The organism is Peribacillus sp. FSL H8-0477 (assembly GCF_038002765.1).
Lineage (GTDB): Bacteria > Bacillota > Bacilli > Bacillales > DSM-1321 > Peribacillus.
The window spans coordinates 2044723-2068226 of the sequence record NZ_JBBODE010000001.1; the positions used below are offsets into that span (position 1 = coordinate 2044723).

Sequence of the window (23504 nt, forward strand, 5' to 3'; positions counted from 1 at the left end):
GCGAGTACAGCCATCGTTTATTTTTATTAGGTAGGAACTATCTAACTTTCTACGGTTTCTTTGTTAAAACCTGTAAAATTCGGCATCATAAGTTGAAGACTTCGAATAAAATGTTTACTTTTTAACGATAACTGAAATAGGAATGTTATTTGCTATTCTCTGTTTGGGAATTTTATATATATACGTTTTTTATTCTATAGATTCTGGGGACTGACCCGTTGGAGGTGCTTTATGAAGGATGAGTTGGTGTTTTTTGGAGAGCTGTTAGATGAGGCACTTGAGCCGTCAAGCCGCGAGGACCAAGCAATTGTCCGGACTGGTCATTCACTGTATGGGCAGGAAATGGCGGACGTTACCGTAGAGAATGAGGCATTCATTGAAGGCCGCGTTCAAGATTTAACTCCACATGAAGTGGAGCTGGATCTAAATGTTCTTCATCACAGTAAATGTTCGTGCGGTGCCGAATTAATTTGCAGCCATCGCATTGCACTCTTTTTCGAAAGCTTTTCTTCTTATGGCAGTGTCAGCGACTGGATTTCTAATTGGAACGGCAAGAAGAAGCAAGCGCCGTTTATTCCAGCTGGTATTCCGATTAAAACAGCCAGTCAAGTATTTAAAGAAAAGGCACTCCTTGAAAACGATTATTACACGTGGAAAGAGTTTGCTGAAACTTCCTTTACTGAGATCGTGGTTAATCAATTGCAGCCACAGCCGTATATTATGGAAGGTCACATGCGTCAATACATGAAACTATTGAAATCTAAGGAACCATTTGACCGGAATTGGCGTGTATTTTATCAATTTGCTACCGACCTATCAACACTTTTTTCGATTTTAAAACTGTTGAGTGAGTATAAATCAGATCCACAATCGGTCCGGATGTTTTATCCGCTTGCTGTTGACATTGCCGAAGAACTTCACGGGAATGTCCTCTACTTGAGTAACCAAGCCCGGCCGTTTTCCTTTGATTCGCTTATAGAAGGTCTTACCGAAGATACAAGACGCCTTCTTGATGGTGATGATGGCATTGAATATGAAAAAGTGGAATTATACCGTGAGCTATGGACGTATATGCTGACGACTTCATCCAGCCGAAAAGCTGAATTTGACCGCATAGAAGCAAAATTAGCTCAGGATGAGTTAGACGAAAGCGAGAAGCGTACTTATACGATTGCAGCCATTCATCTGGCTCTGCTGGATAATCGTGATTCGACCGCGGTGGATATGCTGAAAAGTTTGGGAACAAGCGATTGTCCTTATCTTTTTTACTGGCTTGATTATTTTACTGACGCGGATACACCTGCACGCTCCATTCCTTTCATTGAGTTTTTAATTACTCATGTTCAGGGTTATTTAAAGAGTGCCGGCGACTATTATAAATGTACAGATTTTGTCCGTACCTTCACACGACCGATTGCGTCCAGCTGCTCGAAACTGAAGCGTAATGATTTACTCGAGAAGTTCTTCAAAGAAACGCTTCCCTACAGCTACTGGAATTATTCCACTCTGCTTTTTGAACTTGGGCAGTATAAGAAGTGGGTTGAAATGCAGATCTATTCTGGCGTCACCATTGATACAGTCGGGCAGGATAAGCTGAAACTAATTGCAGCAAGTGACCCTGCACTGCTTTTACCGCTGTATCATCAAGCGGTTCAATATACAGTCAGTATGAAAAATAGGCCGTCTTATAAGCAGGCCGTCCGTTACTTAAAAAAGATGAAGGCACTATATAAAAAAATGAAGCAAGAACAGCAATTCCAACAGTATGTCAGCTATATTTCTGACAGCACGAAGCGGCTTCGGGCCTTCCAAGAGGAATTGCAAAGGGGGAAGTTAATTGATGTGGAATAACGGAAGAATCACCGTCAAGACGGCTTCTCTTGGCAATGGACAATACACCATTGCGGCGATGGACGAACAAAATGCCTATATTTCCTCCCAAACCATTCGCCGGCTCCTGTTCACCTGGGACGATGCAAGCTATTATGGGACCCGTTTGACAGAAGAAACTATTGATGATATTCCGGTATTCATTGTCGATGCTTGGGGTCTGCTCAATTTCTTTGCGAAGGAAAGCTTTAACTCCTTTATTGATTGGGAATGGACGGAATTATCCTCACTTTGTCTGTCTGCTGCGCCTGTTTTATTTGAGTCAATTGATGAAGGCATTCCGATTCCGGACTTTGCCAGTCTTCAACAGCATCAGATTGCTTGGTCACTCCCTCAGGAGGTTGAAGAAGAATTCGTCCCTGATTTTTGGAAAGAGAGCATACACCCTGATCTTTTTATGGAACAAGAAGAATCAAAGCAAACATTCATTGAACGCTGGTACAATGATGCTGCGAATACGTATCTTACCAAGTATTCTCCCGTTCGAACTAAATGGACTGAAGCAGTAAGTGCTCTTCAGGAAACACGACTCTCAGCGGAAGAGCTTCAAGCCTTCTTCACACCGGAGACGTGGCAGCAATGGCTTGGGATTGAAAGCGATACGATGCCGTTCATTATTGGTCTGCGCTTAACGGAACCGATAGATGGTCAGGGACCTTGGGACTTCTCAGTTTTTCTGCGTTCTAAAAAAGATGATTCGATTACAGCGGATTATCCATCTAAACGTCTCCCTCGCGGCTGGAACAAGTTTGCCAAAGATGTGGATAAGAAGATCAAATCGTGGTTGAAAATTGTCCCATGGATGGACAACGCCGGCCAATTTAAGGCTACATTGACAGAAAATGAAGCATGGGAGTTTCTAACCGAATCCAGCGAAAAACTATTGTTCCTTGGGGCTGAAATTCTTCTGCCTTCTTGGTGGAAAGCTCTTCAGGAATCACAGATTCGATTAAAAGCTAAAGTGAAAAGTCAAACAACCCGCGGTCCTTCCTATGTAGGACTTCAAGCGCTGATGGACTTCGACTGGCGTTTCTCGATTAACGGAGAAGATTTATCCGAAGATGACTTCCAAAACCTCGTGAATGAAAAGCGTCGCTTAATTTATATTCGCGGTCAATGGGTGAAACTTGATCCTGCGTTCATTAAACAAATACAAGTGTTAATGGAAACGGCCAATGAAAAAGGCTTAGCACTTAACGATTTACTGCAGCAGGAGTTATTAACAGACACCGATGATGGTGAAGAAGAAGATATCGCAGGGATGATGCGGATACAGTTCGAATTAAATCAAGACCTGGCACGAATGGTCAGCACCCTTCGCGAAACCAAGAACCTCCCTATTCTACCGGTCCCAGATGCCCTTCAGGGTGAACTTAGGCCGTATCAAACCATTGGAATGAGCTGGCTGTTATTTCTCCGTGAGCATGGCTTTGGTGCTTGCCTGGCCGATGACATGGGTCTTGGTAAGACTGTACAAATGATTTCTTATCTTCAATATGTAAAAGAACACGAAGAACCAATGACACCTGTTGATGCTGGTGCGGATGAAAAACAAGCGGAATCTGCACATCAAGTGATTGTCGAAGCGGATACTGAAAGCAGTGATATAGAGGAAGAAACCGACGAACAAGAAGAAGTCATCGTGGAGGAACCAGCCGTGATGATTCCCGTTAATACCGCCCTGATCGTTTGTCCAACATCTGTTCTTGGCAACTGGCAGCGCGAACTTGAACGGTTTGCGCCTGAGTTGAAGGTCCATCTTCATTATGGTTCCAACCGCACTAAGGGACCTGCCTTCACACAAAAAATGCAGCAATATGATGTGGTACTGACCTCATTCGGCATCACCCATCAAGATATTGACGAACTTAGTACTCTCTATTGGAGCAGTATTATCCTTGATGAAGCGCAGAATATTAAAAACTCACAGACTAAGCAATCGCGTGCTGTTCGTAAGCTGAAGGGGCGCCACCATATCGCCCTTACCGGTACACCGATGGAAAATCGCCTTAGCGAGCTTTGGGCTATTTTTGATTTTATTAATAAAGGATATCTCGGATCATTAAAACAGTTCCAAGATAAATATGTATCTCTGATTGAACGTGAAGAACAAAAAGATAAAATTAAAGAATTGCAGCGCTTGATTCAGCCGTTCTTACTAAGACGGACGAAGAAGGATAAAGATGTTGCCCTTAATCTTCCAGATAAGCAAGAACAGAAAGAGTTTGTGCCGTTAACCGCGGAACAAGCTTCCCTGTATGAGCAGCTGATTAAAGATACCTTTGATAATATTGAGAAGCTGTCCGCTTTCGAACGTAAAGGGATGATTTTAGCCATGCTGACGAAACTGAAGCAGCTATGCAACCACCCCGCGTTGTATCTGAAGGAAGACTCCGAAATCGATATTGTGCAAAAGGCGAAGCGTTCCGGTAAGCTTGAAAAACTAACCGAAATTACCGATGCCGTGCAAGAACAAAATGAAAGCTGTCTCATTTTCACCCAATATATTGGGATGGGCAATATGATGAAAGAGCTGCTTGAAAAGCGCTATGGTCATAAGGTTCCCTTCTTAAATGGCAGCAATAACAAAAAACAACGTGATGACATGATTGAACGCTTCCAAAACGGTGAATTCCCAATCTTTATTCTCTCGCTTAAAGCCGGTGGAACGGGTCTTAACCTGACCGAAGCCAACCATGTGATCCATTACGACCGCTGGTGGAATCCAGCTGTTGAAAACCAAGCCACCGACCGTGCCTACCGTATCGGTCAACAACGCTTTGTCCATGTGCATAAGCTCATCTGCACAGGAACATTGGAAGAAAAAATCGATAAAATGCTTGATAAAAAACAAGCACTCAACGATGAAATTATTTCAAGCAGCAGTGACAACTGGATTACCGAACTCTCAACGGAAGAAATCAAAGATTTAGTCTCGTTAAATTAATAAAATTACGAACGCCGCCAAGGTTTCAGACCTTGGCGGCGTTCGTAATGGTTAAACAAAAAGGCAGCCTCCAAAGCGTCATAGACCTTTGGAGGCTGCCTTGATTTTACTATTTCCCTTTTTTCTTACTTTCTTTCGTGATTTCTTCTATTTTACTTGTCTGGTTGCCTGCCAAATCGGTTACCACAAATTCAAATGTATTTTTTCCAGGTTCGAGCTCAAGTTCGAGTTTCTTGATAGTGTGCTCAAAGCTTCGCATTTCATATGCACCCTTGAATTCATGGTAGTAAATCTCGCTTCCGTTAAGCATAAGACGGATCTCATCAAAATTATCCGATACTGTTACGTCCACCTTCGGATTTTTATCTTTTTCTTTCACATTCTTCTTAGGGAGTCCCTTAATGGATAACTTCGGTGCTTTAGAATCAACTAAAAAGGTTCGTTTAAACGAAGCAGTATTTCCAACTGTGTCTACTGCTTTAATAACTAAGCCTTGAACACCATCCTTAAACTTCTTAGTATATGAAAATTCATAATGCTTCTTCACTGCATTATACGTGACTGGCACATTCTGTCCGTCTAAGGTAAATTCCTTAATCCCCGTTGATTCTTCTATATATCCGTTAATTAGTACATCACTTTTATTCGCAACACTCAATGTTTCTGGACTCGTTATATGCACTACTGGTGCTGCTTTATCAGCTGGAAGTTCCGATGAACTTACTTCGGTCGTCTTCGTATTACCGGCAAAATCAACCGCCATGACCTGAATTTTAGTTCCCGTTGATTCCGGAAGTGTATATTCAGTAGTTGTCGGGTTGAGCATTTCAGTTAAAATTGATTTCCCATCTACTAAAATATCATAATAGGCAAGTCCTGATCCGTTAGGATTATCTGCTCCTTGAAGCGTTAATACATTTTCTTTCTTATTAGCTTCAATGGTCGGTGCCACAGTATCTACCTTCACTGGAATATCATACGTCTGCCATTCAGCATTCTCGTAATCTATGACTGTTTTTATTTGATAGTAATATTGCCCGTCCGCAGCACGTTTATTATTTATATTTCCGTCCCAGCGTTTCGTTTCGCTAAGGGAATAGTAAGAACTGTTTCCACTGTCGTAGTAATTTTTTCTGACACTATTTTCTGTCCTAAGCTTACGAATTTGTTTCCCATTGCTATCTTTGACGCTGTATTCTACTTGCTTCGCATTTCTTAAGAAGGATAGGATGGGAAGGATATCATCCTGAATACCGTCACCATTAGGTGAAATCGCAATCTGTTCCTTACCAAATGCAGCGGATATTGGATTGTATCCGAGATACATAAAGTCTTCACCTGAAGTCGATACAGCACCACTCATACCATAATAAGATCCAGCTTCATACTTCATGGCATCGATAATCGGCGCTTTATTCCAATCTCCCTTAAACCCTACGTATGGTATGTGAAGATCTGGATTGGTATCCGCCGGATCGTTTAATGTAACAAATCCCTCAACAAAATAGCCATTAGGGAACACTGTATCAATCGCTTCTGTTGTTTCTAAATCATCTCCATATACCTTAGCCCCTGCTAGATCAACCTTCACCTCAAGTGTTACCGAACCATTAGCCGGTACACTGATTTCCCCTGATTCACTGCCATTTATTGTGATCTTTGCATCAAGGATTTCCTGCGCTTCTAACTCATTGGCACTATAGCCTAAATGTCCATTTATAACAAAATCTGTTTGAATATTTCCTGTCACATCATATTTTACAGGCTTATTGCTATAGTTTTGTGCTTTTAGGGTAAAACCAAATTGGTTTCCAACTTCCTTAAGTGCTGCTTTTGCTTCATTTGTGAATGCTTCTGTCACAACTACAGGAGTGCTAAGTGCTGAGTGCAGCTGCATAATACCCGCTCCTTGTCGACGCGGGGAGTAAGGAATGTCCCATCCAAATGCATCATTGACAATTCCTTTATCAATGATAGGACTGGCTGTATTCATCATGATGTTTTTCGTTAGATTTACCTTTTCGAAGTCCTCGAGTTTGAATTCATTTTCCACTCTCTCGAGGATCAATGCTGAACCGCCCGCAACATGTGGTGCTGCCATCGATGTTCCACTCATCATCCCATATTCATTATTATTCAATGTCGAATAAATTTGACCGCCTGGTGCTGTGATTTCTGGTTTGAAATCTAAATTAGGCGCTGCCCCCCACGACGTAAATGTGCTCATCTTGCCTGCAGATGGATTGGCTGATTTCTGCTTTTTCCCTTCAAATGAAATGGAAACCGTTTGTCCATTGGACAATGCCGTCTTAATGGTATCTCCATCTGTTTTGAGCATAAACAGCTGCGGGATTTGAATGGCTGCTTCTGTTACCATAGAAATAAATCCATCCGTATTATTGTATATAAATACTCCTTCCGCACCTGCTTCTTGAGCATTCAATGCCTTCTCAACAAAGGATATATTTCCTCGTTTAATTAATGCATACTTTCCTTTCAAATCTACTGCTGCAATCTCTTCAATTGTTCCAAGTCCTGCGTCGACAATCTCATAGTTTTTCTCTGCAACGTCATTAGGATGTACACTGCTTGCCGACATAAATGGTGCTTCAACCTTTGCTCCATCGATGGAATATGTCACGGAATCTAAATCAATATAATTATTTTCACTTGATGCAACCTGCAGTGAATCATAGGCAATCCCAGGTGATCCAACAACACCGATATCAGGGTTTGAAGCTAAAGGGTTCGCATACCCATTCCCCATATGTGCCGAATTCCCGGCCGAGATAGACATCATTATTCCGTTATTAACAGCGCGTGTAATTGCTTGCTGCTCTGGATCATCTGGGGCTGTAAATCCAGCTGTTGAACCAAGACTCATGTTCAAGACATCAGCCCCGAGAATAATTGCATCATCAATTGCTTTTACATAAATATCTGCCCATGTGGAACGCATCTCAGGATCGTTGCCAAACACCTTTAATGCCAGTAATTGGGCCTCAGGAGCAATTCCTTTTATCCCGCCATTTTCTTCATTCCCATTTGCACCAGCTGTCCCTGCTACATGCATCCCATGCATCGAAGCTCCTGCTGCTGAATCTAAAATATCTTGGTTATCATCCATATAGTTGTAGCCATATGGAACTTTTTCCGTATAAAAGATTCCTGGAAGACTATTCTTTATTTTCAAATCTGCTATTTCACTTTTAGATAGTCCTTGTTCAACTCCATCTGAGAGGACCATATCTCGATGAGTTGGATCGATACCGGTATCGATAATACCTACAACCATTCCCTCTCCTCGATACCCATAATCACGCCATGCTTCTTGAGCTTGTACTAACTCCTTACTGTAAACCATATCTGGTTCCTCTTTTGGACGTTGGTATTCATTTACCACTTTTACACTCTTTACCTCAGTTATATCTAGAATACTATCTATCTCACCATAAGCCACTTCTCCGCTGAATCCATTTACAACTGTCGTAAAACTCTTCAGCTCTTTAAATTTTACTTTCTTTTCGTTTACCTTATTTTTTACTTTTTTATGTCCGGCAAGTTTTTCTGCCTTCAGCTCTCTTTTTGTACTCTCTTTTAAATCTTTATACCGCTTCCCTTGTTTCTGCGCATATTGAATGGCCGGTTCTTCCTTCATTTCTATAATGACCCGTACCTCTTCATTATCTTTATATTTCTTATCAGAATCCTCTTTCTTAACTCTGAGAATACTGTTCTGGTTTTGTTGGCCAAGATTGGAATTAGTTGGTTCTGTTTTCATTGGTGCAGCAGTTGTTACTGAAGCGAAGCTCATTAATATAATGCATAAAACAGCCAAACTTTTTTTCATCAATATGTTCCCCTTTCAATCTCTGAATAGTTCCGAATTTTCTTACTATATTAAAATTACCATAACTTACTAGGTATGAATAAGGTAAAAAAGTAGGTAGTTTCGTATTTTAACCTGGGTATATAGTAGCTAATTTGTCGTAAAATGTATTTTTACAATGAAAAAAGAACCAGCCAAAAAGCAACTGATTCTTTTTTAACAATTATTTAGTTTTTCATTCGTGGATCCAAGGCATCTCGGAGGCCATCGCCCATAAGGTTAAAGCCGAGTACAGTCAGCATGATTGCAAGACCTGGGAATAGTACTGTCCAGGGTGCTTCGAGAATAAACTGCCTCGAATCTGCAAGCATTTTCCCCCATTCTGGTGTAGGTGCTTGTGCACCCATCCCAAGGAACCCAAGGGCAGCCGCTTCAATAATAGCTGAAGCAATAGCCAGCGTGCCTTGTACAATGATTGGTGCAATACTGTTTGGCAGAATATGATGCACCAATATGCGTGTATCCCTCATGCCTATGGCCTTCGCAGCTGTGATGTATTCTTCCTCTTTTACACTCAGCACACGAGACCTGACGAGCCTCCCAAATGTGGGGACATTAATAATGGCGATGGCGATCAGGGCGTTACGTAAGGATGGCCCTAATACGGCCACAACAGCAATGGCAAGTAAAATACTTGGAAAAGCCAGCAGGATATCAAAGAAACGAGAAATGATTGCATCCACCCATTTCCCATAATAGCCAGCAATAATGCCGAGAGCGGAACCAACAATGACCGATCCTGCTACAGATATAAAGCCAACCCAAAGGGAAATTCGTGATCCGTAAATGACACGTGTTAGAATGTCACGTCCTAAATCATCCGTTCCAAACCAGTGCTCTGCTGATGGAGCCAGATGTTTATCACCAAGCTTCGCATCGTCAAAATCATAAGGAGCAAGTAAATTTGCGAAAATGGCAAGTAGAATAAAAAATACGACGATACCCAGCCCAACAATGGCGAGCTTATTTTTCTTAAAGTTCTTCCAGGCTTCCTTCCAAGGAGTGACTGCTTTTTCCTCCGTCACATCAGGATTCAGCAATGGAGGTGGGGTGCTGATAATTTCGGCCATAATTCTGCCTCCTATTTGTACTTAATTCTCGGATCGATTGCAGCATACAGCAAATCGACGAACAAGTTGATCATGACGAAAAGAAAAGCAACAACCAATATTCCAGACTGGATAACTGGATAATCCCGATAACTAATCGCATCGTAAATATAGGTTCCAATACCTGGCCATCCAAAGATGGTTTCTGTCAAAATGGCACCGCCAAGCAGCAATCCAGTTTGAAGACCGATAACGGTAACTACAGGAATTAATGCGTTTTTTAATGAATGGCTATAGACCACCCAAAACATTTTCACTCCTTTAGCACGCGCAGTTCGGATATAATCGGAACGCATCACTTCAAGCATAGACGATCTTGTCATCCTGGCGATAATCGCCATCGGAATGGTCGCTAAGGCAAATCCGGGCAGAATTAAGTGTTTAATGACTTCAAAAAATTGGTCAAATCTGCCGGCAATCAACGTATCGATTAAATAGAGATTCGTTATGGACTGCACGGGGTCCCGGATATTATCTCTTCCTGAAGTAGGAAGAAGATCAAATTGAAGGGCAACGACATATTGTTCCATCAAACCCAGCCAAAAAATCGGCATAGACACACCAATTAATGCAACGATCATTGCTATGTAGTCAAACCATGAATTCTGAAACCAAGCAGAGATAATTCCTGCATTTACTCCAATGAATACAGCAACGATCATCGCTACAAGAGCTAATTCCATCGTAGCTGCCAAATACGGCCAAACTTCTTGAGAAATAGGCTGTCTTGTTCGCAATGACACCCCTAAATCCCCGCTGAATAACCCTTTTAAATAACTCCAAAATTGAATATGCCAAGGCTTGTCCAGTCCAAGGTCTTTCGTTAATGCGGCAACAGCTGTTGCGGTTGCCTGCTGCCCTAGTATCGTTTGAGCAGGATTACCTGGAATTGCTCGAATCATCATAAATACGATCAAAGCCATTCCTAAAAGTACAGGAATTAATGAACCTAACCTACGTATGGTATAAGAAAACAACCACATCACCTGCTTTCTCTAAGAATGAAAACGTTCCGTCGTTGGCAATGAAAAAAACGGGAAGCATGAAAGTATCCATACTCCCCGATGGTGCTTTAATTATCGATAGATACATCAATAAATGATTGTGAACCTGTTGGATGCGGTACAAAATCTTTAATTCCTGCTATTCCAGCCAATTGCGGCTTAGAGTGTACAAGTGGAACCCATGGTGCTTCCTCATGGATAATAACTTGTGCCTCTTGATACAGCTCATTACGCTTGTCTTCGTCAGCAGTAGACTGAGCTTCAATTAATAATTTGTGAACATCTTCATTCACATAGCGCGAATAGTTATTTGAGCCAATTGTGTCTTTATCAAGCAATGTGTAAAGGAAGTTATCAGCGTCACCATTATCCCCAGTCCAGCCGAGCATAAAGGTTGGCGCTTCACCTGCCTGTACTTTTTCAAGATACGTAGCCCACTCAAACGTCACAATATTTGCTTCAATATTCACTTTTTTCAGGTTCGCTTGAATTGCTTCTGCAACTTTTTGTCCATCCGGCATGTAAGGACGTGCGACCGGCATAGCCCAAAGATCCATTTTGAAGCCTTTTTCATAACCGGCTTCTTTTAAAAGTGCCTTCGCTTTTTCTTCATCGTAGCCATAATCTTCAATACTATCGTTATATCCGCTGACAGATGGCGGCATTGGATTTTTTGCCGGTTCAGCCGTTCCTTCGTAGAAACTTTCAATTAATTCTTCTTTATTGATTAAATGAGAGATTGCTTGACGAACTTCTTTTTTATTAAATGGTTCCTTCTCTGTGTTAAATCCGAAGTACCCTACGTTCATGGATGGGCGTTCAAACAGCTGCAGCTTGCTATCGCCTTCCACTTTGCCCATATCACTTGGATTTAAGCCATCCATCAAGTCAATTTCACCCTTGATCAGCGCATTTAAACGAGTGGCATTTTCTTTGATTACTTTAAATTTAACGCCTGCAAGCTTCGGCAGACCTTCTTGCCAGTACTCTTCATTTTTTGTCAATTCAATCATATCGTTTGCTTTCCATGATACAAATTTGAATGGACCTGTTCCTACTGGATTTTTAGTGAAATTATCTCCTTCTTTTTCAAAAGCCGTCGGGCTGGCAATGGCAAAAGGACTCATTGCGATATTTTTCAAAAATGGTGCTTGTGGACGGTTCAAAGTAAAGACAACCGTTTTAGCGTCTGTTGCTTTTACTTCTTTAATTACATGGCCTTCATCACCTTCAAAACCGCCAAACATGGACGCATAATAAGCAAATTTAGCTTCATCTTTACTTTGTGCCCAGCGCTGGAAGTTCTTAACGACCGCTTCAGCATTAAAATCAGTTCCATCGTGGAACTTAATTCCTTCATTCAGATTGAACGTGTACGTCAGGGCATCTTCAGAAATCTCCCAGTCTTTAGCCAGTTCTCCCTTAATTTCTGTACTATCCTTTTCATAGCCTACCAATGTTTCATAAATCTGCTGGGTTACGATAAACGCTTCCCCTTCTGTAGTAATTGCTGGATCAAGATCTGTTGAATCGCCGCCTCGTCCATAAATCATAACAGCGCCTTTATCGCCTGTATCCTTGCTGTCTCCATCCTTAGTACCTGTAGACGTCTTAGAGTCGTCTCCACAGCCAGCTAAAATGACTGATAATAGCATAAACATACTTAAGAATAACCAACCGGTTTTTTTCATTTGATTTCCCCCAATTTTTTAAATAGTAATCGCCAATGTATGGTACGAGCTGTCATTCATATAAATGACAAGCTACATAATGGCCAGGTTCATATTCTTGCAGAACAGGTTTAACAGATGAACAAACTTCCATCGCTTGAGGACAACGCGTATGGAATGGACAGCCAGCCGGTGGATTTGAAGGGCTTGGCACATCACCTTGAAGAACAACTCGTTCTTTTTGATACGTAACATCTGGAATCGGGACAGCAGATAACAGGGCTTGAGTATAAGGGTGAAGAGGCTTTTCATACAGCTTCTCACTCTCCGTTATTTCAACCATATTCCCGAGATACATCACGCCTACCCGGTCACTAATATGACGAACAACCCCAAGGTCATGTGCAATAAAGAGATAGGTTAAATTGAATTCTTTTTGCAAATCCTGCATGAGGTTTAACACTTGTGATTGAATCGAAACATCGAGTGCAGATACGGGTTCATCAGCAATAATCAGTTTAGGATTCACAGCCAGCGCACGAGCAATCCCAATCCGCTGCCGCTGACCGCCGCTGAATTGATGCGGATAGCGTTTTGCATGATAACTGCTTAACCCTACAACCTCAAGAAGTTCCTTGACCCTGCGTTTCCGTTCCTTTTTATCCTTCATGCCATGAACAATCAACGGTTCTTCGAGAATTTTCTCGACCGTATGGCGGGGATTAAGGGAAGCAAAAGGATCTTGAAACACCATCTGCATTTCACGGCGAAGTTTTCTCATTTCTGCCGCAGGCAAATTGGTAATATCTTGACCTTCAAAGTAGACCTTCCCTTCGCTTGGTTCAAGAAGCCGCAGCAGCATTCTGCCTGTCGTAGATTTCCCGCACCCGCTTTCTCCAACCAGCCCTAGGGTTTCTCCTTTATTAATCGAAAATGACACGCCATCCACGGCTTTTACTTGGCCAATGGTTTTACCGAGCATGCCCCCCTTAATGGGAAAATGCATTTTTAAATTGTCTACTTTAACTAATGGCTGAGTCATGGATGCCGGCTCCCTTCCCGTCTTCATATAGCCAACAGCGAACTTTTTGCCCATTTTCATGATTGGTTAAGGCTGGCGTTTCACTGATACACTGACTCATTGCATGGGCGCACCGCGGAGCAAATTGACAGCCTAGATTTTGGCTGCCTGGCTTAGGTACATTGCCGGGAATTGAATAGAGCCGGTCCTTTTTCACACGCATGTCTGGAATAGACTGGATTAACCCTACCGTATATGGATGCAGTGGATTTTGAAAGACAGAACGGACATCGCCTTCTTCTACAATTCTGCCGGCATACATGACAATGACACGCTGGCACATTTCCGCTACTACTCCCAAATCATGGGTAATCATCAAAATCGCCGTGTCTGTTTTCTTATTTAAGTCCTTCATTAATTCAAGAATTTGGGCTTGAATGGTTACATCAAGCGCCGTTGTTGGTTCATCGGCAATTAGAAGCTCCGGCTCACAGATCATAGCCATTGCAATCATTACCCGTTGTCTCATTCCCCCGGAAAGCTGATGTGGATATTGTTTCAGCAGTTCTTCCGCACGACCAAGGCCAACTAATTTCAGCATTTCAACTGCTCTTACAGAAGCTTGTTTCTTTCCCCATTTTCTATGTACACGAAGCGATTCAGTAAGCTGCTGTCCGATTGTAAAAACAGGATTTAAGCTTGTCATTGGCTCCTGAAAAATCATGGCGATTTCATTGCCCCGGATTTTCCTCATTTTCTTTTCGGAGGCATTTGCAAGGTTATCTCCTTTAAATAGAATTTCTCCTTCAACCTTGCCTGTTCGAGCTTCGACTAAGCCCATAATCGACAATGAGGTGACGCTCTTCCCACACCCGGATTCTCCTACAACTCCCAGCACTTCGCCTGGCAAAACGTGAAAATCGATTGAATTCACAACCGGAATGGATCCATCATCGGTTTGGAAGCTTGTCCTCAGCTGTTTAACCTCGATAATTGGACTCTTCATTTATCGGCCTCCCTTCTCCTGATGACTAGGTTAATTTCCTCATATTGTCATTATCACATTTATTTTACAGATAGACAATAATATTTCTGAATATTTTCTATATATTGAATAGTATTATAAGTGTTAAAATCTATAAAATAAAGATATATTTGCAATATGACGAAAAAACGGCTGCCGGGAGCAGCCATTTCCAGTGGATTTTATCTTTTCTTTGTGCTGACTGCACCATGAGGAATTGCGGGGAAACAGAGGAAACACATCAAGCGGGGAAGGTTTTTAATTAAAGAATAAGGGCAGGACTAGTTAATTCGTCCACTCTTTGTTCCAGCTTTTCAAGTCTTTGAAGAATCTCAGCATTCTCTTTTATTAACACTTTATATTTTGTTTCTAACCGGGCTGCAATCATCTCCAGCTGCACTAGCTGATATTCAAAATTTGTCGTTTTCACTTGGGTTTTTGCGATGAAACTAATGAGGTCTCCAGTAATTTGTTCCACTCTTTCAATGCGCTGTTTAGGCGGAAAAAATACCGAAGTTTCCATACGGTTGCCGATCTTTTCATCCTCAGGGGTAAATGGCTCCATCCTTCTCATACACTCACTCTCCAGTTATAATTCGATGTGTTCAAACTCCTGCGGCGTGCTTTCAGCCTGCTTTGGTCCGACAAATCTGACCATTTCTGCGACCACTTCTGTTACATAAATTTTTTTCCCTTCTTGATTTTCATAATTTCTGGTTTGAATACGGCCGGTAACCCCAATTAATGAACCCTTTCGGCAATATTCAACCGTATTTTCTGCCGTTTTACGCCAGAGTGTGCACTGTACAAAGTCCGTTTCATATTCACCGACTTGATTCTTAAAGTTTCGGTTTACTGCCAGCGTTACATTCGAAACAGCCTTTCCCTCCGGTGTATATTTGAGTTCTGGATCTCTGGTCAGGCGCCCTACAATCGTTACTTGATTAATCATCTTTTCAACTCCTTTCTGTTCTTATCTTACTGGAAGCCAAATTATTGGTAAAATCGCTGAAATATCTTTTCGCTACGCTTTTTATACGTAAAAAACAGTTTTAAACGCCTCTAAAATAGCATTATTCGACCAAAAGCGATAACGGCCGATCATTTTTATACTTTTTTCAAAAATTTTTAAAAATTCGCAAAGTCCTGTTTCTTTATGAGATTGCTCCCTTTCGGTTATGCTATAATTACAAAAAAAGGATGCAGAACGGAGGTCTTTTATGAAATCATTTAAGTTAATTTCGGTTCAGCTAATCTCAGAGGACAACCAGTTAGTTAACGTTGAGTTAACCGATGGATTAATTATTAATAAAGAGGATGATAACAACACATGGATCGTTGAATCTTTCCTGACAGAAGATGGGTTTAGTAAAATTAAAGATGCCCTTCCTGAAATTAATAAAGAAATTATGATCCAGGCCGTGATCACTAAAAAGGATAATGATCCTGCTTTCATGAAGACCGTTTTACGAAAAATAAAACCAATCAATGGTCATATCAGTTTACTTTTCGAAGGACACCTGCAAAAGTCGCGCAGTAAATACGCTGAACTTTTATTAAAGGATCTTATAGAGCAAGGTATTGTCGGCAATGAATTGATTGAACATTTTAAAGAAAAAATCCGTTCACGTCCGCAAGTTGTCCCATCTTTCAAAAAATAAAAAGGCAGGAAGCGAAAGCTTCTGCCTTTTTATTTCATTATTTGTTTTCATCTTTATCTTTATCTAAGACATCGTCATTACCCGTAGTGCCATTCATTCCACCATTATCATCGACGCCTTCATTTACATCCGGTACGACTTCGTTGTCGTTTGTGTCTGTATTCAGATCGTCGTCTGTGTTATTCATATCATTGTCGTTATTTTCTTCCTGATTCGTACCATTTTCTGGCGGCGGGTTATTTGTATCGTCGTCATTTCCACACCCTGTCAATAGCATGGCTGATAGGACAGATCCCCCGATTACACTAAGCAATTTTTTATTCATCCAAACAAAACTCCCTTCTACTTTTTCTGATCCACAAACTACATGGGTCTGAAGCTAGTTTGCCCGAAATTCTCATTATCTTGCAGCAATTAATACGGTTATTTTAGCCAATTTCTGTAGAACAATGGTGAAGTCGTTTCGCTTATTTTTTCCCTTTTAGTACAGATTATCCGCTATTAGCACAAAAAGAAGACAAGCTTCACAGATTGCGGCTGTTGATTCCATTCCAGATGTTTTGCTTTCCGCGGGCGGGGCAGTAGCCCGCAGGAGTCTTCACGCCAACACTTCCAATTAACGTTCTTTTTAAATGGAAACAGGTGCTACCCAAGAGCTTTCAGGAGGAGATCCATTCAAATCGGGGGAAATTCCATGAAAAATGCCAAAAGAGGTACGGAATGAACCATTCCGTACCTCTTTTGGCTACAAACTGAGACAAGCTTCACAGCTTGTCTTTTTCTACTATGTATTTTATTCTTTATCGCCAAATGCAAACATAATTTCTGTTTCACAGGCAACCTCGCCGTCTACTGTAGCTATGGCTTTGCCTTTCCCTACTGAACCGCGGATTCGAGTAATTTCTACTTCTAAACGAAGCTGATCACCTGGCACAACTTGTCTTTTAAAACGGCAGTTATCGATCCCAGCGAAGAAGGCTAGACGTCCCTTGTATTCTTCTTGACGGAGCATAGCTACTGCTCCAACTTGAGCTAACGCTTCAACGATTAGTACACCCGGCATGACTGGGTAACTTGGAAAGTGTCCATTGAAAAATGGTTCGTTAGCTGACACATTCTTGATGCCTACTGCTCTTTTTCCATCTTCAACTTCTAGTATTCGATCAACTAATAAAAATGGGTAACGATGCTGTATAATTTCCTTTATTTCCATAATATCAAGCATAAAAATCCCTCCTCAGTCAGTTCTTCACTTTCAGAATACCATGAAAGAGACTGACATTCAAAAAAGGCATACGTCCTTGAGAATTACTCACATCACTATTCCTCTTTATTGACAAGATCGAGAATATGAGTCCAGGTTGATTTATCGAAAATCTCCATAGCGTCCCCGCCGCCCATTACTCCATATCCAAACATAGCTCCTAATGTAACGGCTAATACTATTAAAAGTACGACAATCAAAACCCTCAGCCAAATCGGCAGCATTCTGATTCTTATACGCCTATTTGGTCTCGTTTCTTTTTGAGCTTCTAGCTCTTTTTTATATGTTTCTCGGGTCATTGTTTTTTCTTCCATACTGATTGGCACTAGCTCCTTTTAATCAATTTGGTTTAGTTCGAAATCAGTTACCGAATTCCATTTACCAAGCCAGACATTTGGTCAGCCATTGAAATTGCCCTCGATTGAAATTGATACTGGCGCTGAACATTTATTAAATCAGTCATTTCTTTCGAAAGATCAACATTCGAATTTTCGAGTGAGCCTTGTGTAAGAGTAATCTCTTCACGCAGACCGCCATTCAGCGTGTCGAAAACTTCGGCTTCTTGAACGTTTAAATCATTTGGAAAACTCAATAAGTTTCCACTGGTTTTTTCCATGAATTGTGGTTTCTTTATCGAGACAACGCCTAGATTAAAGGTCTGAACACTGCCATCATCTTTAGCAGCAGACAGCTGGCCACTTTTTGAAATAACAAGGTTCTTAAGGCTGCCGCTAATGATAATTGGATCTTGATATTCATCTAATACTGCATTTCCATCACCGGTAACAAGCATCATTTCATCCGTATTCCCAGTGGGTGTCAGATAAAAAGCACCATCTCTTGTATAGGCAGTACTTATCCCTTTTTCATCCTCGGTACGTACCGTGAAAAACAAATCGGGCTTCGTAAATGCCATATCTAAATCACGGTTCGTTGACTTTAACGCGCCTTGTGTCAGCACCTGCTGCGCCTGACCCAATTTAGCACCATTGCCTTGGCGGATTCCGTTCGGCGTCAGTCTGCCTATTTCAGAAGCTGTATCCCCCATATTATTGAACTGTTGAACGAGCAAATCATTGAAGCTGGTTTCGCTTCGCTTAAATCCTGTTGTATCAACATTCGCGATATTATTGCCGATACTATCCAACTTATGTTGAAGCTGGCCTAGTGTGTTCGTTGCTGTAATCATCATACGATTCATTGCCATTCTCCTTTTTCCTTACGGTGTTGGTGATCAGCCTAGCTTACCAACTTCATTGACTGCTTTATCCATGCTGCGGTCATAAGCTTGAAGCATCTTTTGATTTGCTTCAAATGAACGATACGCAGCCATCAGTTCAGTCATCGTCTGTGATTCATCTACATTCGAGCCCTCAAGGACACCTTGATTGAGTGTAAAAGAAACTTCTGCCTCATTATATGCATCCGTTAATTCGGCATCAGCAGCCCGGAATAAGCCGCCTCCTTCTTTAACAAGTGAATCAGGGTTCTCAGCAAATGCAACGCCTAAACGGGCAACTGCTTGATTGTTCTCCGATATGGTGCCGTCTTGATTAATGGTGAAGTCATCACTATTCAGTTGGATACGCTCATTATTTTGATTCAATACGTAATTTCCTTCAGACGTGGTTAAATACCCTGTTCCATCAAGAGTAAAATTACCATTACGCGTATAACGCATTTCACCGTTGCTGTTTTCTACAACGAACATGACCGTTCCCATCTTACCGTTTGCGTCAGCAGGCATCGTTCCGTTAATCAGAGCGATATCTGTTTTCAATTCAGTTTCCTGAACATCACCTTGTGAGAATAACGGCGTAACGTCCTGAACATACACCCCTGTACTTATTGATCCGACATTTTTACTAACCGGTAATTGTAAGGAGTTATCTGTTGGTATATTTTTGCTTTCCATCCGCTGCAAAAGCATTTCAGGAAAAGATCGTATACTTGACTGATCTGCTTTAAACCCGGTAGTGTTTGCATTAGCCAGGTTATTTGTCAGCATTTCAGTTTGGCGCTGCTGCGCTAGCATTCCCGAAGCTGCAGTGTAGAACCCTCTTAACATCCTATTCACTCCTTTTTCTTAGACCAAATTTCCTCTGGTATGGAATCGTAACTTGAACACACTCTTTTCCGATTCTTTTTTTCTCTACTATACATATCGGCAGTTAGCAGATGAAGTTTATCGAAACAAAAGAAATATGAATAGATGTTTTCTCTAAACAGGACAGACATCGTAAGGAAAGAAAGTTAATGGTAAAGGAATTATGCTGAAAGTGAATTCTAGTCAAACAGGGCCCTGGATCCATCAGCGGATCCTCACCAAGGAAGGTGTTGGATGACTAATGAATCCGTAAGGACCCTTGTGCAATCGTATATTATCCGAATTTATGTCTAGGCAGCTTGTCCATATTATCAAGCATAATACCTGTTCCAATTGCTACACAGTCCATTGGATTTTCTGCAACAAGTACAGGAACTTTTAATTCTTCAGCCAGCAGTAAATCAATCCCGTGCAGCAATGCTCCACCGCCTGTTAAAATGACACCGCGGTCTATAATATCTGCGGAAAGTTCAGGAGGAGTCCGTTCAAGCACACTCTTAGCAGCTTGCACAATGACAGCTATTTGCTCACGTAGTGCTTCTTCGATTTCGACAGAGTTAATCGTGATTGTTCTAGGAAGTCCGGACACCATGTCACGTCCGCGAATATCAATTTCTTCATTACGGGAACCTGGAAAAACAGTTGCCACTTGAATTTTGATATTCTCTGAAGTACGCTCACCGATTAACAGCTTGTATTTGCGTTTGACATAGTTCAGTATTTCATTATCAAACTTGTCTCCAGCCATTTTTATTGAAGATGAGGTAACGATATCACCCATGGAAAGTACAGCAATATCCGTTGTTCCTCCACCAATATCAACAACCATATTCCCGCTTGGCTGGAAGATGTCCATTCCAGCGCCGATTGCTGCGACTTTAGGCTCTTCTTCAAGGAATATTTTCTTACCACCGCTCTTTTCAGCAGCTTCTTTAATTGCTTTTTGCTCAACAGATGTAATATTTGTCGGGCAGCAAATTAGAATTCTTGGTTTTGATAGGAAACCCTTTACATTCAATTTATTAATGAAATGTTTTAACATTGATTCCGTTACATCAAAATCTGCAATAACTCCATCCTTCAAAGGTCGGATAGCCACAATGTTTCCAGGTGTACGTCCTACCATTTTGCGGGCTTCTTCTCCTACCGCTAGAACACGATTTGTATTCTTATCAATCGCCACTACAGACGGTTCATTCAACACAATTCCTTTACCTTTAACATGTATCAGAACATTCGCTGTTCCAAGATCTATTCCAATATCTCTAGCAAACATTTTATAAATCCTCCTTGAATCCTCATAAAAAAACCAACTTCTGTCCTAATTAATTATTTTATCACACCGTATAGTCTAGAAGAAGTAGGAATCTAAAAAAACGGCGAAAATTGTCATTTTTTTATATATTTTCTAGTTTGTTGGGATTGTTGTATACTCATCTATTGATGAGTCTTTCCTAAATCGTCCAATAATGTGTATGAAAAACAAAAAACCGGTGTCGGCTGTAAATTCCTAATGTAGTCTCTTTAGAGAGTAACACTTTTTTCTAAGCGTTCCCATTTAAAGATACCACATAAAAGAAATCACTTTGCCTGTTCCGGTTTTTCTTTGACATAGTTTATTCTCTTCAGTCTTTCACCGCCTCACTTTACAATTTCTTCTTCTCGATCTGAACGCTTATATTTCAGCTTAGTCGCTTCCCCGCCCCGTAAATGACGAATCGATTTATGATAATCAAGAATATCTTTTACCAATGTGGCCAGCTCGGGATTAATTTCAGGCAGCCTTTCTGTCAGATCTTTATGAACCGTACTTTTCGATACCCCAAACTCTTTCGCGATAACGCGAACCGTCTTCCTTGTTTCCACGATATACTTACCAATCTTGATAGTTCTTTCTTTGATGTAATCGTGCACACCACTCGACCTCCCCAAATTGGATGTGAGAAGTGTGAAATGAGATTCGCTTCCGACTATAAAAACAATCGCTGCCTCAATAATTATCAATAACGTACACTTCAACTGGATTTATCAATTGTATTAAACGATTCCTCACCTCAAACACTCTCAATGTACGGGTTTGTTTCAGTTTATTAGCTTGGTTAACGATATATGCACGATTTGGGCAATAAGGACAAGGTCTTATAAAACTAAATTTATCGGTTCTATCTTTTCAAAGAGTCATTCGACATAATTTCAACTATTTCCCGAGAAATTTGTAAACTATTAGCAAAAAAAGATACATCTCACTTATAGCCCAAATAAGGGTCACGATCCTCCTTTCTTTAGTCTATTTGAACAGTTGTTCCATTTAGACCATATTTGTGTGTAGAGTTACTGAAACAAAAAAAAGGAACCTGTCCTAAAACCGGACAGATTCCTTCTCTCAGTTGTTGCACATGCGGGATACATGTTCGTTTTGATCTATTTTAATTATCTTGGTTACCAGTTGTATCTTCTTCATCTTGGTTTGTTGGTTCATCGGATTTTTCTGAATCAGGGATATCTGTCCCTTTTTCTAATTCCGGATTTTCATCTGCGGGTACAGCACCTTTGTCACTGTCATTGCTTTCGGCTTTAGTGTCAGAAGGAATGCTTGTTGGTTGTTTATCCATAAAATCAATTGGATTAACAGCTACCCCGTCTTTGCGGATTTCAAAGTGTACATGAACGCCAGCGTCTTCATTAATTAGACTTTGTCCAGCAACCGCAAGTTTTTCACCTTGCTTCACTTTTTCTCCAACTTTCACTTCGATATCTTGAATGGATTGATATCGAGTCACCACACCATCTTCATGTTCCACTTCAACAAGATTTCCATTTAAGGAATCGTCTTCAACTTTTGTTACTTCACCACTGATGGAAGCAACAACGTCAAAAGCTTTGTTGTCTCTTGCAGCTACATCGATCCCTTTATTCGGCTCATATCTATTGTTGTAATAAACGAGTGCTGCTTCTTGTTCTGCTTTGTCAGCATTTTTATCATAGAAGTTTTTCTTAATGACCGTGGCTGAAGCGTCGGCTACTGGCATCTTAATAGATTCAAGTTTGCTGTTTACCTCAACGGAAGGCTGATTGAAGTCCTTAGCCGTTTCTGCCGTTTCTTTGTCTTTCCCATTTTCTGCAGTTTGATTATCGCTATTTTGATACCAAAGCACAGCAGACAAAATAATAGCGGCACTTGCAAGATAAATAGCTGGCATTGTCCAACGTTTTTTTAGTATTCGTTGGAATCTAGATTTTTGAGAAGTATTCTTTTCTTCCTCTCTCATTTAAATCACCTCTGCAATCATTGTGAACAGATTCAAGAGATTATATACCTGCCTCATACTTTTTTTTAGATTTATTTTTTGTTTTCTTGTCTGAATTTATGCATAGAACATTTTACCAGTGGTTTTTTTATGCAAAAAGAGAAATTCCCATTTCTGCTTTTTCCTGATAAACTATTGTTAATCTGACCCTTAAAGGAAGTTTTTTAAAATGAAAGCATTCTTACGTATTGTTCTTTCGATTATTCCATTTATTTATATGGCGCTTATTTGGTATATGTCCAGCAACCCTGATGATTTAATTCTTGATTTGCCATCCTCTGCTACAGACCGGTTCATCAAAGAAGCTCTTCATCTAATCGAATTTGCCATCCTTTATGTATTATTTGTCGTGGCTCTTGCGGCTAATCATAAGCTCACAGCCGCTGCCAGTCTAACAGCAGCGATTATTGCAGGGCTTTACGGGATTACTGATGAACTCCATCAATCCTTTGTTCCCGCGCGCTCAGCCACCCTCATAGACGCAATAAAGGACATTGTCGGTGTATTGGCCGTTTATTTCCACATTCAATATCATTACTTTAAGCACCATAGAGGCTTTTTAACGGTTATTGAAAGAATTTTGCCTAAAAAACAGCGGGACGTATAAAGA

General features: G+C 40.9%; 20 protein-coding genes. 4 read left to right on the forward strand and 16 right to left on the reverse strand.

Features of this window, described 5'->3' with window-relative positions; translation table 11 throughout:
* Positions 1–231: 231 nt before the first annotated feature.
* Positions 232–1851 carry a hypothetical protein gene (locus MHI18_RS10260; RefSeq protein ID WP_340847259.1) on the forward strand — a complete coding sequence of 540 codons (1620 nt, stop codon included), beginning with the start codon at positions 232–234 and terminating at the stop codon, positions 1849–1851.
* Positions 1841–4837 carry a DEAD/DEAH box helicase gene (locus MHI18_RS10265; RefSeq protein WP_340847642.1) on the forward strand — a complete coding sequence of 999 codons (2997 nt, stop codon included), beginning with the start codon at positions 1841–1843 and terminating at the stop codon, positions 4835–4837. Before MHI18_RS10260 ends, MHI18_RS10265 begins: the two co-directional genes overlap by 11 nt.
* A gap of 109 nt (positions 4838–4946) precedes the next feature.
* On the opposite strand, the gene MHI18_RS10270 is transcribed toward MHI18_RS10265, so the two are convergent.
* The 8 genes from MHI18_RS10270 to ssb all read right to left on the reverse strand — a co-directional run bounded on the left by MHI18_RS10270 (position 4947) and on the right by ssb (position 15506).
* On the reverse strand, positions 4947–8687 hold the full coding sequence (locus MHI18_RS10270; RefSeq protein WP_340847260.1) for a S8 family serine peptidase: 3741 nt from the start codon (positions 8685–8687) through the stop codon (positions 4947–4949).
* Positions 8688–8893: 206 nt separating this feature from the next.
* Positions 8894–9796, reverse strand: a complete 903-nt coding sequence (locus MHI18_RS10275; RefSeq protein ID WP_340847261.1) for an ABC transporter permease — start codon at positions 9794–9796, stop codon at positions 8894–8896.
* Positions 9797–9807: 11 nt separating this feature from the next.
* On the reverse strand, positions 9808–10812 hold the full coding sequence (locus MHI18_RS10280; RefSeq protein ID WP_340847262.1) for an ABC transporter permease: 1005 nt from the start codon (positions 10810–10812) through the stop codon (positions 9808–9810).
* A 95-nt stretch (positions 10813–10907) separates the two neighbouring features.
* On the reverse strand, positions 10908–12530 hold the full coding sequence (locus MHI18_RS10285) for an ABC transporter substrate-binding protein (protein WP_340847263.1): 1623 nt from the start codon (positions 12528–12530) through the stop codon (positions 10908–10910).
* A 52-nt stretch (positions 12531–12582) separates the two neighbouring features.
* Entirely contained in the window at positions 12583–13551 is a 969-nt protein-coding gene (locus tag MHI18_RS10290) for an ABC transporter ATP-binding protein (protein WP_340847264.1), read from the reverse strand.
* Positions 13532–14536, reverse strand: a complete 1005-nt coding sequence (locus MHI18_RS10295; protein WP_340847265.1) for an ABC transporter ATP-binding protein — start codon at positions 14534–14536, stop codon at positions 13532–13534. Before MHI18_RS10295 ends, MHI18_RS10290 begins: the two co-directional genes overlap by 20 nt.
* 280 nt (positions 14537–14816) lie before the next feature.
* Positions 14817–15128 (reverse strand): hypothetical protein, encoded by a 312-nt coding sequence (locus MHI18_RS10300; protein ID WP_340847266.1) that lies wholly within the window; start codon positions 15126–15128, stop codon positions 14817–14819.
* A gap of 15 nt (positions 15129–15143) precedes the next feature.
* The gene (gene ssb / locus MHI18_RS10305; protein ID WP_340847267.1) at positions 15144–15506 is read right to left on the reverse strand and encodes a single-stranded DNA-binding protein; all 363 of its coding nucleotides are present in this window, start codon (positions 15504–15506) and stop codon (positions 15144–15146) included.
* 268 nt (positions 15507–15774) lie between these two features.
* Here ssb and MHI18_RS10310 point away from each other — a divergent pair, with 268 nt between their 5' ends.
* Positions 15775–16215, forward strand: coding sequence for a YwpF family protein (locus tag MHI18_RS10310; RefSeq protein WP_340847268.1), 441 nt, complete (start codon positions 15775–15777; stop codon positions 16213–16215).
* A gap of 37 nt (positions 16216–16252) precedes the next feature.
* Here the strand turns inward: MHI18_RS10310 and MHI18_RS10315 are convergent, their stop codons facing one another.
* From MHI18_RS10315 to MHI18_RS10350, 8 genes are all read right to left on the reverse strand, one after another.
* The gene (locus MHI18_RS10315) at positions 16253–16540 is read right to left on the reverse strand and encodes a hypothetical protein (protein WP_340847269.1); all 288 of its coding nucleotides are present in this window, start codon (positions 16538–16540) and stop codon (positions 16253–16255) included.
* A 468-nt stretch (positions 16541–17008) separates the two neighbouring features.
* Positions 17009–17440, reverse strand: coding sequence for a 3-hydroxyacyl-ACP dehydratase FabZ (fabZ, locus tag MHI18_RS10320; protein ID WP_340847270.1), 432 nt, complete (start codon positions 17438–17440; stop codon positions 17009–17011).
* 95 nt (positions 17441–17535) lie between these two features.
* On the reverse strand, positions 17536–17778 hold the full coding sequence (locus MHI18_RS10325; protein ID WP_340847271.1) for a DNA-directed RNA polymerase subunit beta: 243 nt from the start codon (positions 17776–17778) through the stop codon (positions 17536–17538).
* 65 nt (positions 17779–17843) lie between these two features.
* On the reverse strand, positions 17844–18680 hold the full coding sequence (locus MHI18_RS10330) for a flagellar hook-basal body protein (RefSeq protein WP_340847272.1): 837 nt from the start codon (positions 18678–18680) through the stop codon (positions 17844–17846).
* 33 nt (positions 18681–18713) lie between these two features.
* Positions 18714–19547, reverse strand: coding sequence for a flagellar hook-basal body protein (locus MHI18_RS10335; RefSeq protein WP_340847273.1), 834 nt, complete (start codon positions 19545–19547; stop codon positions 18714–18716).
* A 313-nt stretch (positions 19548–19860) separates the two neighbouring features.
* Positions 19861–20862: a rod shape-determining protein gene (locus MHI18_RS10340; RefSeq protein ID WP_340847274.1), complete on the reverse strand. Its 1002-nt coding sequence runs from the start codon at positions 20860–20862 to the stop codon at positions 19861–19863.
* Between the two features lie 365 nt (positions 20863–21227).
* Positions 21228–21500 (reverse strand): sporulation transcriptional regulator SpoIIID, encoded by a 273-nt coding sequence (spoIIID, locus tag MHI18_RS10345; RefSeq protein WP_040375209.1) that lies wholly within the window; start codon positions 21498–21500, stop codon positions 21228–21230.
* A 512-nt stretch (positions 21501–22012) separates the two neighbouring features.
* Complete coding sequence (locus MHI18_RS10350) at positions 22013–22855, reverse strand: M23 family metallopeptidase (RefSeq protein ID WP_340847275.1); 843 nt, start codon at positions 22853–22855, stop codon at positions 22013–22015.
* 208 nt (positions 22856–23063) lie between these two features.
* Between MHI18_RS10350 and MHI18_RS10355 the strand changes: the two genes are divergently transcribed.
* Positions 23064–23501, forward strand: coding sequence for a VanZ family protein (locus MHI18_RS10355; RefSeq protein WP_340847276.1), 438 nt, complete (start codon positions 23064–23066; stop codon positions 23499–23501).
* The last annotated feature ends 3 nt before the right edge of the window (positions 23502–23504 follow it).

Excerpts from the sequence above, each read along its gene's own strand:
- MHI18_RS10330 (WP_340847272.1), bottom strand. The coding sequence starts at position 18,680 with ATGAATCGTATGATGATTACAGCAACGAACACACTAGGCCAGCTTCAA.
- MHI18_RS10290 (WP_340847264.1), bottom strand. The coding sequence starts at position 13,551 with ATGACTCAGCCATTAGTTAAAGTAGACAATTTAAAAATGCATTTTCCC.
- MHI18_RS10335 (WP_340847273.1), bottom strand. The coding sequence starts at position 19,547 with ATGTTAAGAGGGTTCTACACTGCAGCTTCGGGAATGCTAGCGCAGCAG.
- MHI18_RS10350 (WP_340847275.1), bottom strand. The coding sequence starts at position 22,855 with ATGAGAGAGGAAGAAAAGAATACTTCTCAAAAATCTAGATTCCAACGA.
- ssb (WP_340847267.1), bottom strand. The coding sequence starts at position 15,506 with ATGATTAATCAAGTAACGATTGTAGGGCGCCTGACCAGAGATCCAGAA.
- MHI18_RS10260 (WP_340847259.1), top strand. The coding sequence starts at position 232 with ATGAAGGATGAGTTGGTGTTTTTTGGAGAGCTGTTAGATGAGGCACTT.
- MHI18_RS10295 (WP_340847265.1), bottom strand. The coding sequence starts at position 14,536 with ATGAAGAGTCCAATTATCGAGGTTAAACAGCTGAGGACAAGCTTCCAA.
- MHI18_RS10355 (WP_340847276.1), top strand. The coding sequence starts at position 23,064 with ATGAAAGCATTCTTACGTATTGTTCTTTCGATTATTCCATTTATTTAT.
- MHI18_RS10265 (WP_340847642.1), top strand. The coding sequence starts at position 1,841 with ATGTGGAATAACGGAAGAATCACCGTCAAGACGGCTTCTCTTGGCAAT.
- MHI18_RS10310 (WP_340847268.1), top strand. The coding sequence starts at position 15,775 with ATGAAATCATTTAAGTTAATTTCGGTTCAGCTAATCTCAGAGGACAAC.
- MHI18_RS10315 (WP_340847269.1), bottom strand. The coding sequence starts at position 16,540 with ATGAATAAAAAATTGCTTAGTGTAATCGGGGGATCTGTCCTATCAGCC.
- MHI18_RS10285 (WP_340847263.1), bottom strand. The coding sequence starts at position 12,530 with ATGAAAAAAACCGGTTGGTTATTCTTAAGTATGTTTATGCTATTATCA.
- MHI18_RS10270 (WP_340847260.1), bottom strand. The coding sequence starts at position 8,687 with ATGAAAAAAAGTTTGGCTGTTTTATGCATTATATTAATGAGCTTCGCT.
- fabZ (WP_340847270.1), bottom strand. The coding sequence starts at position 17,440 with ATGCTTGATATTATGGAAATAAAGGAAATTATACAGCATCGTTACCCA.
- MHI18_RS10340 (WP_340847274.1), bottom strand. The coding sequence starts at position 20,862 with ATGTTTGCTAGAGATATTGGAATAGATCTTGGAACAGCGAATGTTCTG.
- MHI18_RS10325 (WP_340847271.1), bottom strand. The coding sequence starts at position 17,778 with ATGACCCGAGAAACATATAAAAAAGAGCTAGAAGCTCAAAAAGAAACG.
- MHI18_RS10300 (WP_340847266.1), bottom strand. The coding sequence starts at position 15,128 with ATGAGAAGGATGGAGCCATTTACCCCTGAGGATGAAAAGATCGGCAAC.
- MHI18_RS10275 (WP_340847261.1), bottom strand. The coding sequence starts at position 9,796 with ATGGCCGAAATTATCAGCACCCCACCTCCATTGCTGAATCCTGATGTG.